The 14,175-nt window shown below is 66.3% G+C and carries 14 protein-coding genes and 3 tRNA genes; 4 read left to right on the top strand and 13 right to left on the bottom strand.

From position 1 onward, the window contains the following. The 11 genes from tuf to trpE all read right to left on the bottom strand — a co-directional run. Positions 1-1,124, bottom strand: a 1,124-nt coding sequence (gene tuf, locus ASE11_RS00005) for an elongation factor Tu (protein ID WP_414842415.1), incomplete at both ends; no start/stop codon positions are given. Positions 1,125-1,289: 165 nt separating this feature from the next. Beyond that, positions 1,290-1,364: transfer RNA gene (locus tag ASE11_RS00010), tRNA-Thr, on the bottom strand. 58 nt (positions 1,365-1,422) lie between these two features. Further along, positions 1,423-1,496, bottom strand: a tRNA-Gly gene (locus ASE11_RS00015). 99 nt (positions 1,497-1,595) lie between these two features. Then, a tRNA-Tyr gene (locus ASE11_RS00020) sits at positions 1,596-1,681 on the bottom strand. Positions 1,682-1,747: 66 nt separating this feature from the next. After that, a complete protein-coding gene (locus ASE11_RS00025; RefSeq protein WP_056263973.1) occupies positions 1,748-2,410 on the bottom strand; it encodes a uracil-DNA glycosylase in 663 nt (220 codons plus the stop codon). A 10-nt stretch (positions 2,411-2,420) separates the two neighbouring features. Then, the gene (gene trpC / locus ASE11_RS00030; protein WP_056263978.1) at positions 2,421-3,221 is read right to left on the bottom strand and encodes an indole-3-glycerol phosphate synthase TrpC; all 801 of its coding nucleotides are present in this window, start codon (positions 3,219-3,221) and stop codon (positions 2,421-2,423) included. A 14-nt stretch (positions 3,222-3,235) separates the two neighbouring features. Beyond that, positions 3,236-4,288, bottom strand: coding sequence for an anthranilate phosphoribosyltransferase (trpD, locus tag ASE11_RS00035; RefSeq protein ID WP_056263982.1), 1,053 nt, complete (start codon positions 4,286-4,288; stop codon positions 3,236-3,238). 19 nt (positions 4,289-4,307) lie between these two features. Next, a complete protein-coding gene (locus ASE11_RS00040; RefSeq protein WP_056263985.1) occupies positions 4,308-4,946 on the bottom strand; it encodes a LysE family translocator in 639 nt (212 codons plus the stop codon). Positions 4,947-4,958: 12 nt separating this feature from the next. Further along, positions 4,959-6,026 (bottom strand): low-specificity L-threonine aldolase, encoded by a 1,068-nt coding sequence (gene ltaE / locus ASE11_RS00045; RefSeq protein ID WP_056263988.1) that lies wholly within the window; start codon positions 6,024-6,026, stop codon positions 4,959-4,961. An 80-nt stretch (positions 6,027-6,106) separates the two neighbouring features. After that, positions 6,107-6,703: an anthranilate synthase component II gene (locus tag ASE11_RS00050; RefSeq protein WP_056263993.1), complete on the bottom strand. Its 597-nt coding sequence runs from the start codon at positions 6,701-6,703 to the stop codon at positions 6,107-6,109. Beyond that, complete coding sequence (trpE, locus tag ASE11_RS00055; protein ID WP_056265482.1) at positions 6,700-8,199, bottom strand: anthranilate synthase component I; 1,500 nt, start codon at positions 8,197-8,199, stop codon at positions 6,700-6,702. The genes ASE11_RS00050 and trpE overlap by 4 nt, the downstream gene beginning before the upstream one ends. Before the next feature lie 399 nt (positions 8,200-8,598). Between trpE and ASE11_RS00060 the strand changes: the two genes are divergently transcribed. Then, positions 8,599-9,207: a chalcone isomerase family protein gene (locus ASE11_RS00060; RefSeq protein ID WP_056263997.1), complete on the top strand. Its 609-nt coding sequence runs from the start codon at positions 8,599-8,601 to the stop codon at positions 9,205-9,207. Positions 9,208-9,299: 92 nt separating this feature from the next. Here ASE11_RS00060 and ASE11_RS00065 read toward each other — a convergent pair whose 3' ends face one another. Together ASE11_RS00065 and rpe are read right to left on the bottom strand one after the other, a co-directional pair. Beyond that, the gene (locus ASE11_RS00065; protein WP_414842416.1) at positions 9,300-9,914 is read right to left on the bottom strand and encodes an HAD-IA family hydrolase; all 615 of its coding nucleotides are present in this window, start codon (positions 9,912-9,914) and stop codon (positions 9,300-9,302) included. A gap of 41 nt (positions 9,915-9,955) precedes the next feature. Continuing rightward, entirely contained in the window at positions 9,956-10,645 is a 690-nt protein-coding gene (rpe, locus tag ASE11_RS00070) for a ribulose-phosphate 3-epimerase (protein ID WP_056264003.1), read from the bottom strand. Positions 10,646-10,733: 88 nt separating this feature from the next. Between rpe and apaG the strand changes: the two genes are divergently transcribed. Genes apaG through thiL form a run of 3 tightly spaced genes read left to right on the top strand, consistent with a single transcriptional unit; the run spans position 10,734 to position 14,171 of the window. Next, complete coding sequence (gene apaG / locus ASE11_RS00075; RefSeq protein ID WP_056265485.1) at positions 10,734-11,129, top strand: Co2+/Mg2+ efflux protein ApaG; 396 nt, start codon at positions 10,734-10,736, stop codon at positions 11,127-11,129. Between the two features lie 47 nt (positions 11,130-11,176). Continuing rightward, positions 11,177-13,186 (top strand): site-specific recombinase, encoded by a 2,010-nt coding sequence (locus tag ASE11_RS00080; protein WP_056264006.1) that lies wholly within the window; start codon positions 11,177-11,179, stop codon positions 13,184-13,186. Continuing rightward, positions 13,179-14,171, top strand: a complete 993-nt coding sequence (gene thiL, locus ASE11_RS00085; RefSeq protein ID WP_056264007.1) for a thiamine-phosphate kinase — start codon at positions 13,179-13,181, stop codon at positions 14,169-14,171. Before ASE11_RS00080 ends, thiL begins: the two co-directional genes overlap by 8 nt. Positions 14,172-14,175 lie beyond the last annotated feature (4 nt).

Here is a 14,175-nt window from a genome sequence, read left to right on the forward strand (position 1 = left end):
CCTTCTTCCATGGCGATGGGGTTGATCAGCTTCACGGTGATCGACACGTTGTCACCCGGCATGACCATTTCCTTGCCTTCGGGCAGCTCGATCGAGCCGGTCACGTCGGTCGTGCGGAAATAGAACTGCGGGCGGTAGTTGTTGAAGAACGGCGTGTGACGGCCACCTTCATCTTTGGACAGCACGTAGATCTCACCGGTGAAGTGCGTGTGCGGCTTGATCGAACCGGGCTTGCACAGCACCTGGCCGCGCTGCACGTCTTCGCGCTTGGTGCCGCGCAGCAAGATACCGACGTTGTCACCGGCCTGGCCCTGGTCCAGCAGCTTGCGGAACATTTCCACACCGGTGCAGGTGGTCTTCTGGGTGTCGGAGATCCCCACGATCTCGATCTCTTCGCCAACCTTGATCACGCCACGCTCGATACGTCCGGTCACCACCGTGCCACGGCCCGAGATGGAGAACACGTCTTCCACGGGCATCAGGAACGCGCCGTCAACAGCACGCTCGGGCAGCGGAATGTAGGTGTCCAGCGCTTCGGCCAGCTTCATGATGGCCTCTTCGCCCAGCGGACCCTTGTCGCCTTCCAGGGCGAGCTTGGCCGAGCCATGGATGATGGGGGTGGCGTCACCAGGGAAGTCGTACTTGTCCAGGAGCTCGCGCACTTCCATCTCGACCAGCTCGAGCAGCTCGGCGTCGTCGACCATGTCGCACTTGTTCAGGAACACGATGATGTAAGGCACGCCCACCTGACGCGCCAGCAGGATGTGCTCACGGGTCTGGGGCATGGGGCCGTCAGCGGCCGAGCACACCAGCACGGCGCCGTCCATCTGGGCAGCTCCGGTGATCATGTTCTTCACATAGTCGGCGTGACCGGGGCAGTCCACGTGGGCGTAGTGGCGGTTGGCCGTCTCGTATTCCACGTGCGCGGTGTTGATCGTGATGCCGCGGGCCTTCTCCTCGGGCGCCGCGTCGATCTGGTCGTAGGCCTTGGCTGCGCCGCCAAACTTGGCCGCCAGCACCGTCGTGATCGCCGCCGTCAGCGTCGTCTTGCCGTGGTCAACGTGTCCAATCGTGCCCACGTTCACGTGCGGCTTGGTCCGCTCAAATTTCTCTTTTGCCATTTTNGTGATCGCCGCCGTCAGCGTCGTCTTGCCGTGGTCAACGTGTCCAATCGTGCCCACGTTCACGTGCGGCTTGGTCCGCTCAAATTTCTCTTTTGCCATTTTTCAGCTCCAAATCAAAACTGCCGAAACAACCAAAAAACCTGCAAGTACAGATCTGCAAACAACTGGTGCCCTTGGCGGGAATCGGACCCGCGACCTCTCCCTTACCAAGGGAGTGCTCTACCACTGAGCCACAAGGGCCAAGGAAGTCGGCAAGCCGACCATCCCGGAACATTCAAAACCGACCATCGACAGGACATGGAGCGGGAGACGGGAATCGAACCCGCGTCATCAGCTTGGAAGGCTGGGGTTCTACCATTGAACTACTCCCGCCAATTCGCCCCACATTTCGCCCCATCCGCTCGAATCCGCCCACAGGGCCTGATTCGTCGGACGCAAAGTCCCGTCGCTTACAAGTCACACATCGATCGCTGGTGGAGGAGGCTGGATTCGAACCAGCGTACGCGTAAGCGGGCAGATTTACAGTCTGCTGCCTTTAACCACTCGGCCACCCCTCCATAGCGCAGCCCGCGATTATGCCATGGTTTTCGGCGGGCGTGCCAGCCTCGCTGCAAGCCCACCGATCACCAGGAGATGGTCGGGAATCCCTGGTCGGCCAACCAGGCATTCGTCTGACTGAAATGACCACATCCGATGAACGGCAGGGGGCCGCGGCGAGCCGACAAGGGTGATGGGTGGTTGGCGAACAGCAGCAGGTGCCTCCCGGCATCGATCAGGGCCGCCTTCTTCTGGGCATGCGCACCCCAGAGCAGGAACACCTTGGGCTGGCCGGTGGCGCTGCAGCGCTCAATCACACGGTCGGTGAACGACTCCCAGCCTCGCCTGGCGTGGCTGGCGGGCTGGCCGTCTTCCACCGTCAGGCAGGTATTGAGCAGCAACACGCCCTGCCGCGCCCAGCGCACCAACGAGCCGTCGATCGGCTGCGGCAGACCCAGATCGCGCTGCAGTTCCTGGAAGATGTTGCGCAGGCTGGGCGGCGGCTTCACGCCCGGCGCCACCGAGAACGCCAGCCCTTCGGCCTGCCCGGCTCCGTGGTACGGGTCTTGGCCCAGCACGACCACTCGCACCGCCTCTGGTGCGGTGAGTTGCAGCGCCCGCAGGGGCTCGGGGGGGTAGACGGTGGCACCCTGCGCGCGTCGAGCCGCCAGGAAAGCGCTCAGCGCCGACCCTTCTGTCGACGACCAGAAATCGGCCGTCAGGTCTGCCCAAGCTTGCGCATCCCGCATGGCCGGGCGCTCAGGCGAAGAGTTCGGCCAGCGCGAGGCCCGGCTCGGGCGCGCGCATGAAGGCCTCGCCAACCAGGAATGCGTGCACGCCAGCCGCGCGCATGGTCTGCACGTCGTCCCGCCCCAGGATGCCGGATTCGGTGATCAGCAGCCGGTCGGCCGGCACGTCGGGCAACATGTCCAACGTGGTCTGCAGCGTGACTTCGAAAGTGCGCAGGTTGCGGTTGTTGATGCCGACCAACGGAGTCTTGAGCCTCAGCGCGCGTTGCAGCTCGGCACGGTCGTGCACCTCGACCAGCACGGCCATGTTCAAACCCAGCGCCAGCACTTCAAGGTCGGCCAGCTGGGCATCGTCCAGGCAGGCCGCGATGAGCAGGATGGCGTCGGCACCCATCGCCCGGGCTTCATAGACCTGGTAGGGGTCGACCATGAAGTCCTTGCGCAGCACGGGCAGGTCGCAGCTGGCGCGGGCCTGCTTCAAGTAATCGGTGCTGCCTTGGAAGAACTGCTTGTCGGTCAACACGGACAGACAGGCCGCGCTCACCTGGCCATCGCCCTCGGCATAACTTTGCGCGATGTCGGCCGGAATGAAGTCTTCGCGCAGCACGCCCTTGCTCGGGCTCGCCTTTTTGACCTCGGCGATCACCGCTGCCTGGCCGGCAGCGATCTTGGCGCGCAGCGCGCCCTCGAAATCGCGCGTGAGCACGCGGCTCTCGGCGTCGAAGCGCACCAGGTCGAGCGGCTTCTTGCGCTGGGCGGCGGCGATTTCCTCGTGCTTGACGGCCACGATCTTCTGCAGGATGTCGCTCATGGGAATGTTCCGGGTCAGGCCGCGAAGGCCTTGAGTTGCTCGAGTTTGGCCAAGGCTGCGCCGGATGCGAGCGTGCGCCGCGCCAGCGCGATGCCCGCGCCCATGTCGGGCACCACGTTCGCCGCGTACAGCGCGACACCGGCGTTGAGCGCCACGATCTCGCTGGCGGCCTTGAAGGTCGGGTCGTCCCGGCCTTCGAGCACGCCCATCAGCATCTGGCGCGAGGCCTCGGGCGTTTCCACGCGCAGCGCGCGGCTGCTGGCCATGGTCATGCCGAAATCCTCGGGATGGATCTCGTATTCGGTGATCTCGCCGTCCTTGAGTTCGCCCACCAGCGTGGCCGCGCCGAGCGAGACCTCGTCCATGCCATCGCGGCCGTACACCACCACGGCGTGTTCGGCGCCCAGGCGCTGCAGCGCGCGCACCTGGATGCCCACCAGGTCGGGGTGGAACACCCCCATGAGGATGTTGGGCGCGGAGGCCGGGTTGGTCAGCGGGCCCAGGATGTTGAAGATGGTCTTGATGCCCAGTTCACGCCGCACCGGGGCCACGTTCTTCATGGCCGGGTGGTGGTTGGGCGCGAACATGAAGCCCACGCCGACCTGCTCGATGCAGCGTGCGATGGCTTCGGGGGAGAGGTTGATGTTCACGCCCAGGCTCTCCAGCACGTCGGCGCTGCCGCTCTTGCTCGAGACGCTGCGCCCGCCGTGCTTGCTCACGCGCGCGCCGGCCGCGGCGGCCACGAACATCGAACAGGTGGAAATGTTGAAGGTGTGCGAGCCATCGCCGCCGGTGCCCACGATGTCGACCAGGTTCGTCTTGTCGGCCACATGCACCTTGGTGGAGAACTCGCGCATCACCTGCGCGGCGGCGGTGATCTCGCCGATGGTTTCCTTTTTCACGCGCAGGCCGGTGATGAAGGCCGCCATCATGACTTGCGACATCTCGCCGCTCATGATGAGGCGCATGAGGTGCAGCATCTCGTCGTGGAAAATCTCGCGGTGCTCGATGGTGCGCTGCAGGGCTTCCTGCGGGGTGATCTTGTGCGCGGCGGCGGTGTGCGGCATGGATGTCTCCGGGTCTCTTTTATTGGGCGGGATTGTCGGTCATGGCCAGCTTCAGGCCGAAGCCGACGAACAGCAGGCCGGCGGCGCGGTCGAGCCAGTGCATGACGCGCTGCACCGTGTGCACGCGCCGTGTGGCCCAGGCGGCGATCCAGGCGTAGCCGAAGTTGACCGGCAGCGAATTGAGGTTGAAGACCAGCCCCAGCAGCAGGAAGACCAGCGCCTTGTTCGGTGTCTCGGGCGCGATGAATTGCGGCACGAAGGCCAGGAAGAACAGCGCGACCTTGGGGTTGAGCACATTGGTGAGGAAGCCGCGGCGGTACACGCGCCAGAGATTCACCTCGGTGGTGCCCGCGCTCAGATCCAGCGGCGTGGCCTTCGACAGCAACAGGCGCACACCCATCCAGAGCAGGTAGGCCGCGCCGATCCACTTGAGCACGGTGAACGCGGTGGCCGACGCGGCCAGCAGCGCGCTCACGCCGATGGCCGCGGCGAACACGTGCACGAAACAGCCGCTGACGATGCCCAGAGCGGCCACGATGCCCGCGCGCACGCCGTTCCTGAGCGCGTTGGTCACGATGTAGAGCACGTCCGGGCCGGGCGTGAGGTTGAGCAGCCAGCCGGCCGCGATGAAAAGCAGGAGTTGCGGCAGGTCGGGCATGGCGCGCTCCGGTCAGTAGACGGCCGTGCCGGCGGCCCGCACGGCGGGCGCGCCGCCACCCAGCGCGAAGAAGGCCCGGGTGCTGGCGATGGCGCGGTCGATGCCGGCCGTGTCCACGTCAAGGTGGGTCACGAAGCGCAGGCCGATCAGACCAGTGGCGAGCACCCCGTCGCGCGCCAGGTGCGCCAGCAGGTCCGGCCCACGCCCTTCGGCAACATCGACGAACACGATGTTGGTCTGCGCGGAGCGAACGGACAGGCCGTCGATGCCGGCCAGCCCCTGCGCCAGGCGTTGCGCGAGCGCGTGGTCATCGGCCAGGCGGCGCACGTGGTGGTCCAACGCGTGCTGCGCCGCGGCCGCGAGCAGGCCCGACTGGCGCAGCCCGCCACCGAGCATCTTGCGCCAGCGCAGCGCGCGACGGATCAAGTCTTTGGAGCCGCACAGCGCCGAACCCACGGGCGCGCCCAGGCCTTTGCTGAAGCAGACCGAGACGCTGTCGAAGCGGTCGACGATGCCGCGCAATGCCATGTACGGATCACCACCAGCCGCCACCGCCGCGTTGAACACGCGCGCGCCGTCCAGGTGCACTGCCAGCCCGTGCTCGCGCGCCAGCGCCGTCGCCTGGTCGAGGTACTCGGCCGGCATGGGGTGGCCGTTCCAGGTGTTCTCCAGGCACAGCAGGCGCGTGCGCGCGAAGTGTGGGTCGTCGGGCTTGATGGCGGCGGCGATGTCGGCCAGCTGCATCTGCCCGCTGGCGTTCTGCACCAGCGGCTGCGGCTGGATGCTGCCGAGCACGGCCGCGCCACCGCCTTCGTAGCGGTAGGTGTGGGCGTTCTGGCCCACGATGTACTCGTCGCCGCGCTCGCAGTGCGCCAGCATCGCGCACAGGTTGCTCTGCGTCCCGCTGGGCATGAAGAGCGCGGCCTCTTTGCCGGTGATGGTGGCAATGCGTTCCTGCAATGCCTGCACCGAGGGGTCATCGCCAAACACGTCATCGCCCAGTGGCGCGGCCATCATGGCCTCGCGCATGGCGGGCGTCGGTTGCGTGACGGTGTCGCTTCTCAGGTCAACGGTTTTCATGCGATCCGGCGCCGGGCCGCCCCAAGCCGGATCAGCCCCCTCGGGGGGCAGTGACCCGCGCAGCGGTGGAACGTGGGGGCTCATATGTTTTGCTCCAGAAAATTCCTGAGCATGGCGTGGCCATGCTCGGTGAGGATGCTCTCGGGGTGGAACTGCACACCTTCGATGGCAAGCGTCTTGTGTTTCACGCCCATGATCTCGCCGTCCGGTGTCCAGGCCGTGACTTCCAGGCAGTCGGGGCAGCTCGAGCGCTTGATGGCCAGCGAGTGGTACCGGTTCACGGTGAACTGTTCGGGCAGGTTGGCGAACACGCCTTGCTGCGTGGTCGTGATCTGAGAAGTCTTGCCGTGCATCAGTTCCTGCGCCCGGATGATCTGGCCGCCGAAGGCCGCGCCGATGCTCTGGTGGCCCAGGCAGACGCCCAGAATGGGCAGCTTGCCGGCAAAGTGCTGGATGGCCGCGACCGAGATGCCGGCCTCGGCGGGCGAACAGGGGCCGGGTGAAATCACCAGGCGGTCGATCTGCCCGGCGGTCAGGCGCTGGTCGATCTCGTCGACCGTGATCTCGTCGTTGCGCACCACGGTCACCTCAGCCCCCAACTCACCGAGGTACTGCACGATGTTGAAAGTGAACGAGTCGTAGTTGTCCACCATCAGGACTTGAAGCGGCTTGTTCATTCCAGACCCTCCTCGACCAGTTCGGCCGCGCGCAGCAGCGCACGCGCCTTGTGTTCGGTTTCTCTCCACTCCATCTCGGGCACCGAATCCGCCACCACGCCAGCCGCGGCCTGCACGTAGAGCGTCTGGTCCTTGATGATGCCGGTGCGGATGGCGATCGCCACGTCCATGTCGCCGGCGTAGCTCAGGTAACCGCAGGCGCCGCCGTAGATGCCGCGCTTGGTCGGCTCCAACTGGTCGATCAGCTCCATGGCGTGCACCTTGGGTGCGCCGGTGAGTGTGCCGGCCGGGAACGTCGCCTTGAGCACGTCCATGCTGGTCATGCCGTCCACCAGCATGCCCTCGACGTTGCTCACGATGTGCATCACGTGGCTGTAGCGCTCCACCGCGAAGGCCTCCGTCACCTTGACCGTACCGATCTTCGCGATGCGACCGATGTCGTTGCGCGCCAGGTCGATCAGCATCACGTGCTCGGCGCGCTCCTTCGGGTCGGTGATCAGCTCGGTCTCGGTGGCCTTGTCCTGCTCGGGCGTGGCGCCGCGCGGGCGGGTGCCGGCCAGCGGGCGGATCGTCACCTTGGTGCCCTCGACCGTGTTCTCCTGGCGCACCAGGATCTCGGGCGAGGCCCCCACCACGTGGAAATCCCCGAAGTGGTAGTAGTACATGTAGGGCGAGGGGTTGAGCGAGCGCAACGCGCGGTACAGGCTCAGCGGCGATTCGGTGTAGCGCTTCTTGATGCGCTGGCCCACCTGCACCTGCATGAAGTCGCCGGCGGCGATCAGCTCCTTGGCGCGGTCCACCGCCTTGAGGTAGTCGGCCTTGGCGAAATCACGCTCGGCGGGGTAGCCCTGGCTGGGCTTGACCACTGGCGCGCTCACCGAGTACTTGAGTGCCTCGCGCAGTTCGCGCAGACGCTTCTTGCCGTTGGCGTAGGCCTCGGGTTGCGCCGGGTCGGCGTAGACGATCAGGTAGAGCTTGCCCGAGAGGTTGTCGATCACCGCGAGCTCTTCGCACTGCAAGAGCAGGATGTCGGGGCAGCCCAGGGTGTCGGGCGGGCAGGTCTTCTCGAGCTTCTTCTCGATGTGGCGCACCGCGTCGTAACCGAAGTAGCCGGCCAGGCCACCGCAGAAGCGCGGCAGGCCCGGGCGCAGCGCGACCTTGAAACGCTGCTGGTAAGCGGCGATGAAGTCGAGCGGGTTGCCGTGATCGGTCTCGATCACCACACCGTCGCGCACCACCTCGGTCTTGGCGTCGGCGCCAAAGCCGGTGGCACGCAAGAGCGTGCGGGCCGGCAGGCCGATGAAGCTGTAGCGCCCGAAACGCTCACCGCCCACCACCGATTCGAGCAAGAAGCTGTGCTTGCCGTCGCCGCGTCCATGCGCGAGCTTGAGGTAAAGCGAGAGGGGGGTTTCGAGGTCCGCGAAGGCTTCGGCCATCAACGGTATGCGGTTGTAGCCCTGCTGGGCCAGGCTCTTGAATTCAAGTTCCGTGATCATGTTCATTCTTTCCGTCGGCCACACCGGGAGTCATCGACACATCGGGTGGGGCGCTGGGTTCCATGCCATCCGGTCAGGCGCGCTGCCGGGCTAGGGTGGGGTGAAACAGCGGCGGGCGCCTGGCCCGTTGAACGCTGTGCCAGCCCCGGGGGGAGTGCACGTTTACGCTGGCTTGCGCCAGGGCCAGGCTCCCCGGCCGTTGCGGCTCGGCAGAACACCTGAGGGGGTTGTGCATGGGTTGAACATGGTGGCGGGAGTGTAGCAAAGGCCTTGTGGCGTGTCGTGGGTCACGCAGAGAAGCTTTGGTTTTACGGCTAAACCCTGTGAGCGCGGCTTTGACCCGAAGGGACAATTGGAAAAATAGAACGACTGTTCTTTTTTTAACCGACCCGGAACCCCATGAAACGCAACTTTCTCTCCCCATCAATCCTGGGGGCGGTCACCCTGTGCACCGCCCTGCTTTTGCCTGCACTGACCCAGGCTGCCACCGTGGACATCAGCGGCGTCAAACTGGAAGACCGGGTGACTGTCGCTGGCCAGCCCTTGCTGCTCAACGGCGCGGGCACTCGCTACAAGGCCGTGTTCAAGGTCTACGCTGCCGGGCTCTATCTCGGTCAGAAGGTGGAGACGCCCGAAGCTGTGCTGGCCGCCACCGGCCCCCGGCGCATGTCCATCACCATGCTGCGCGACATCGATTCGGCCGAGCTGGGCAAACTGTTTTCGCGCGGCATGGAGGACAACATGGACCGCGCTGCCTTCTCCAAACTCATCCCTGGCGTGCTGCGCATGAGCCAGGTGTTCAGCGATCACAAGAAGCTGGTGGCGGGCGACACCTTTCTGATCGACTGGATTCCCGGCACCGGCACGGTGCTCACCATCAAGGGCACTGTGGAGGGTGAGCCCTTCAAGGAGCCCGAGTTCTTCAACGCGCTCATGCGCATCTGGCTCGGCCCCAAGCCAGCGGACTGGGTGTTGAAAGACGCGCTTCTCGGCAAATCGAAGAAATAGAACCCCCACGCTCCGCCGCTGCGCGGGTCGCTGCCCCCCGAGGGGGCTGGGCCTGCCTTGGGGCGGCCCGGCGGCTGGCCCCGCGCGAATCGCTACGCCAACTCGGCCAACGAGCCGATCAGCCTGTCGTGCGGCGCCAGCGCGATCGGCTCGCCGTGGTTGTACCCATAGGTCACCAGCACCACCGGACAACCGGCCGCGCGCGCCGCGATGCCGTCGTTCTGAGAATCGCCCACCATCAGCGTGTTCGCCGGCGGCGTGCCCAGCGCCTCGCAGGTTTTCAGCAAGGGCAGCGGGTCGGGCTTGGTGCGCTCGAAGCTGTCGCCGCCAAACACGTGGGCAAAAAAGCCCAACAAACCTTTGGCTTTCAGCAGTGGCACGGCAAAACCGTGGGGCTTGTTGGTCAGGCAGGCCAGCGGCAGTCCGCGGGCGCGCAAAGCCGTGAGGCCCTCGACCACACCGGGGTACACGGCACTGTGGTCGCCATTGATGGCGAGGTAATGCGCCTGGTAACGCGTCCAAGCATCGGCCTGCAGCGCCGTTGCGCCATCGACCCCGAGCCCCCCCTGCAACAGCGCCGAGCGGATCAGGTGCGCCGAGCCCTTGCCCACCATGCGCTCGATGTCGGCCCGGGTCACGCCCGGCCGACCGAGTTCCTTCAGCGTTTGATTCAGGGAGACGTCGAAGTCGCCCAATGTGTCAACCATGGTCCCGTCGAGATCCACGATGACGGCTTGAACACCATCGCTCATGCCAGCGCAGCCCGCATCTGATCAATCACCGCCTTGTAGTCGGGCTTGCCGAAGATTGCGCTGCCGGCCACGAAGGTGTCGGCGCCCGCATCGGCCACGCGGCGGATGTTGTCGGGCTTGATGCCGCCATCCACCTCCAGGCGGATGTTCTTGCCGCTGGCTTCGATGCGCCGACGTGCATCTTCGATCTTGCGCAGCGCCGAGTCGATGAAACTCTGGCCGCCGAAGCCGGGATTGACGCTCATGATCAGGATCAGATCGATGTCGTCGATCAGCCAGTCCAGCACATCCAGCGACTGGCCCGGGTTGAAGGTGAGGCCGGCCTTGGCACCCTTGGCCTTGATGGCCTGTACGCTGCGGTGTACGTGGGCGCTCGCATCGGGGTGGAAGCTCACCAGGTCGGCGCCGGCGTCGATGAAGGCGCCGGCCAGCGCGTCCACCGGCTGGATCATGAGGTGCACGTCGATCGGCACCGGCGTGCCGTCGGGTTTGATGGCGTGGGGCTTGAGCGCCTGGCAGACCATGGGCCCGAAGGTCAGGTTGGGCACGTAGTGGTTGTCCATCACGTCGAAATGAATCCAGTCGGCGCCTGCGGCAATGACGTTTTTCACCTCTTCACCCAGGCGGGCAAAGTCGGCGGACAGGATGGATGGGGCGATGAACGCGGCGCTGGGGCTGTGGGACATGGTCAACCTGTGATGGATGGGAAGTGGGCGGCGGGTGCATTTTGGCAGGCATCACGGCGCTGTGCAGGCCCGGGGTAACATGCCGCCCATGCCCAAATACCTGTTCACCTGCGAGGTCGAGCCCCAGTACCTCAGCGAACAGTCTTCACCCGAAGAAGACCAATACGCCTTCGCCTACACGATCACCATCACCAACACCGGTGAGGCGACCGCGCAGCTGATCGCGCGGCACTGGATCATCGACGACGAACACGGCCACACCGAGCAGGTCAAGGGCCTGGGCGTGGTGGGCCATCAACCGCTGCTGCGCCCGGGTGAATCGTTTCAATACACCAGCGGCACCCGCCTGAAGACGCCCACGGGCACCATGCGGGGCAGCTTTTTCTGCGTGGCCGAAGACGGCGAACGCTTCGATGCCGAAGTACCCGAATTTGCCCTGCGCGCGACCGGCGCTGGCGACACACCCTCGCGAGTGCTGCACTGAGGCGCAACCCCTCGGATCCAGCCAGCGTCCACCCCTTCGCTGAGCGCATGCAAGCCCTGACCCTTTTCAAGACTCTCGACCCAGACGCGCCCCTGGCGCAGCGCCACCTGTGGCTGATCGACGCCATGCGCTGGGTGCGAGGCGACGAAAAGGACGTGCAGGCCAGCGTGGCACGGGTGCGCGAGTTTCTCGACAGCGTCCAGGCGCAGCCCGAACTGCAACTGCGCTGGAGGCGTTGGTGGCAGCGCTTCGTGGAGACGGTGGACATCACCCCCCTGCTGGCCGACCACGGCTTTGCGCCCCGCACCGCCTTTCTGAGCGAATTTGGCAACCGCCTGCGCAAGAAAGTGCTGCCCAACACGCCTGAGACCACCGATCTTGCCGAACTGTTCGGCCTGCTGCTGCCCACGCGCTTTGACGTGCGCTGGCTCAAGGCGCTGGACAGCGCCACGTTGCTGCGCCTGCGCAACCTGCTGATCGGCGCGGACGACGAGCCCGGTGCCGACACGGCCGACTTCTGGCAGGTGGCGCTGATGGACGCCATGATTTCCTGTGTGAGCCAGGTCAGCGCGACCGGCTTTGCCTCCGAGATCCGGGTGCGCATGTCGCCCGATGCGCAACAACAAAAGCCGTTTCACCAGTTGCCCAGCGATCTGGAGTCGCTGCGCCGCGAGGTGCGGGTGCACGGCGCGCAAAGCCCCGAGGCGCTGGAGGCGGCAACGCGGCTGCGCAACCAGCTCGACGCCTGCCGCCACGCGGCCTACTCGGTGTATTCGCACCTGGAAGAACACGGCGTCTCGGTGGGCATCGTGTTCCGGCTGCGCCAGTTGCGCGAGCGTGTGGTGCGGGTGAAGGAGCTGCTGGACTGCCTGCAGTCCGACCAGCCCGAACGTGCCACCGTGGCGCTGCTGGCCGATCTGGCCCAGGTGGGGCTGGACAACCGCAGCATCCGCGCACTCGTTGCCGCCAGTTCGCAGCTCACCGCGGCCAAGGTGGCCGAGCGCAGCGCCGAGAGCGGTGAACACTACATCACCCGCAACGCCGCGGAATACAAGAACATGCTGGGCAAGGCCGCGGGAGGCGGCGCGGTGGTCGGCCTCACCACCTGGGTGAAGTTCCTGCTCTACAGCCTGGGTCTCTCGGCTTTCTGGGGCGGCTTCGCCGCGGGCGTCAACTACGCGGCCTCCTTCGTGCTCATCATGTTGCTGCACCTCACGCTGGCCACCAAGCAGCCCGCCGTGACGGCGCCGGCGATGGTGGCCAAGCTCAAGGACATCAAGGAGCTCGGCGCGGTCAGGCGTTTCGTGGACGAGGTGGCCAACCTGTTCCGCTCGCAGGTGGCCGCCATCGTGGGCAACATCGGCCTCGTGGTCCCGGCGGTGGTGCTGATCAGCGCGTTGCTGAAATTCAGCACCGGCCGCGCCATGATCGACCCCGAGCTGGCGCGCCACACACTGCACGACATCAGCCTGCTCGGCCCCACGCTGCTGTTTGCCGCGTTCACCGGCGTGCTGTTGTTCGCCTCCAGCATCGTGGCGGGCTGGGCAGAAAACTGGTTTGTTTTCCACAAGCTGCACTCCGCCATGGAGCACAACCCGCGCTTCACCGGCCTGCTGGGCCGCGAACGTGCCGAACGCTGGGCCAACTACATGCGCACCAACATTTCGGGCCTGGTGGCCAACATTTCGCTGGGCTTCATGCTCGGCCTCACACCGGCCTTCCTCCAGTTCTTCGGTGTGGGGCTGGACGTGCGCCACGTCACCCTGTCGGCCGGCCAGGTGGCCGCCGCGGCATTTGCGCTCGGACTGGGCGTGCTGCTGGAGCCCTCGTTCTGGTGGGCCGTGGCGGGCATCCTGGCGATCGGCCCGATCAACCTGGGCGTGAGCTTCTACCTGGCCTTCCGCCTGGCCCTGCAGGCGCAGAACATCAGCGAGGTGAACCGCCTGCTGATCCGCACCGCGATCAAGCGCCGCATCCGCGTGGCGCCGCTGAGTTTCCTGATCCCGCCGCGCCCAAAACGCGGTGCCGGCGAAGAAGCCGCCCCCACCCATGGGTGAGTTCGAACTGATCCGGCGCCACTTCCAGCGCGAAGGCCATGCGGCCCCAACGCCGGTGGTGCTGGGCATTGGCGACGACTGCGCGCTGCTGCAGCCCCGGCCAGGCCACTTGTTGGCGGTCTCCACCGACATGCTGGTCGAAGGCCGCCACTTTTTCGCGGGCGTCGACCCCGAGGCGCTGGGCCACAAGGCCCTGGCGGTGAACCTGAGCGACCTGGCCGCCATGGGCGCCCACCCGCTGGGCTTCACCCTCGCGCTGGCCCTGCCCGAGGCGCAGGAGGACTGGCTCACCGCATTTGCCCGGGGCCTGTTTGCGCTGGCCGACCAGCATGCCTGCCCGCTGGTGGGCGGCGACACCACGCGCGGCCCGCTCAACATCTGCATCACCGTGATGGGTGAAGTGCGCCCCGGCATGGCGATGCAGCGCAGTCAGGCGCAGGTGGACGACGACCTCTACCTCACCGGGCGCACCGGCGAGGCGCGGCTGGCGCTGGAGCTGATGCGCGGCACCGACTGGGCCACATCGGCCTGTGGCCCGCAGTCGCTGTCCCTGCACCCCGAACTGCGCCAGCGACTGGAGCGCCCCACGCCGCGCGTGGCGCTCGGTGCGCTGCTGGCGGCGTTGGGCAGCGCGGTGCACGCAGCCATCGACGTGAGCGACGGGCTGGTGGGTGACCTCGGGCACATCCTGCAGGCCAGCGGCGTGGGCGCCGAGATCGCGCTGCCCGACTTGCCCGTGGCGCCCGCGCTGCTGCCGCTGACACCGGCCCGGCGTCTGGACTGCATCCTCAACGGGGGTGACGACTACGAGCTGCTGTTCACCGCCGCGCCCACCGCGCGCGCCGCTGTGGAGGCGGCCGCGCAGGCCAGCCACACCCCCGTGCAGCGCATCGGCCGCATCGGTGCGGCGCCCGGCCTGCGGGTGCTCGATGCGTCGGGCCACCCCGTGGTGGTGTCAACGCGCAGCTTCGACCACTTCGCCTGAAAAA

This window comes from Hydrogenophaga sp. Root209 (assembly GCF_001428625.1).
In the GTDB taxonomy this organism is placed as follows: Bacteria; Pseudomonadota; Gammaproteobacteria; order Burkholderiales; family Burkholderiaceae_C; genus Hydrogenophaga.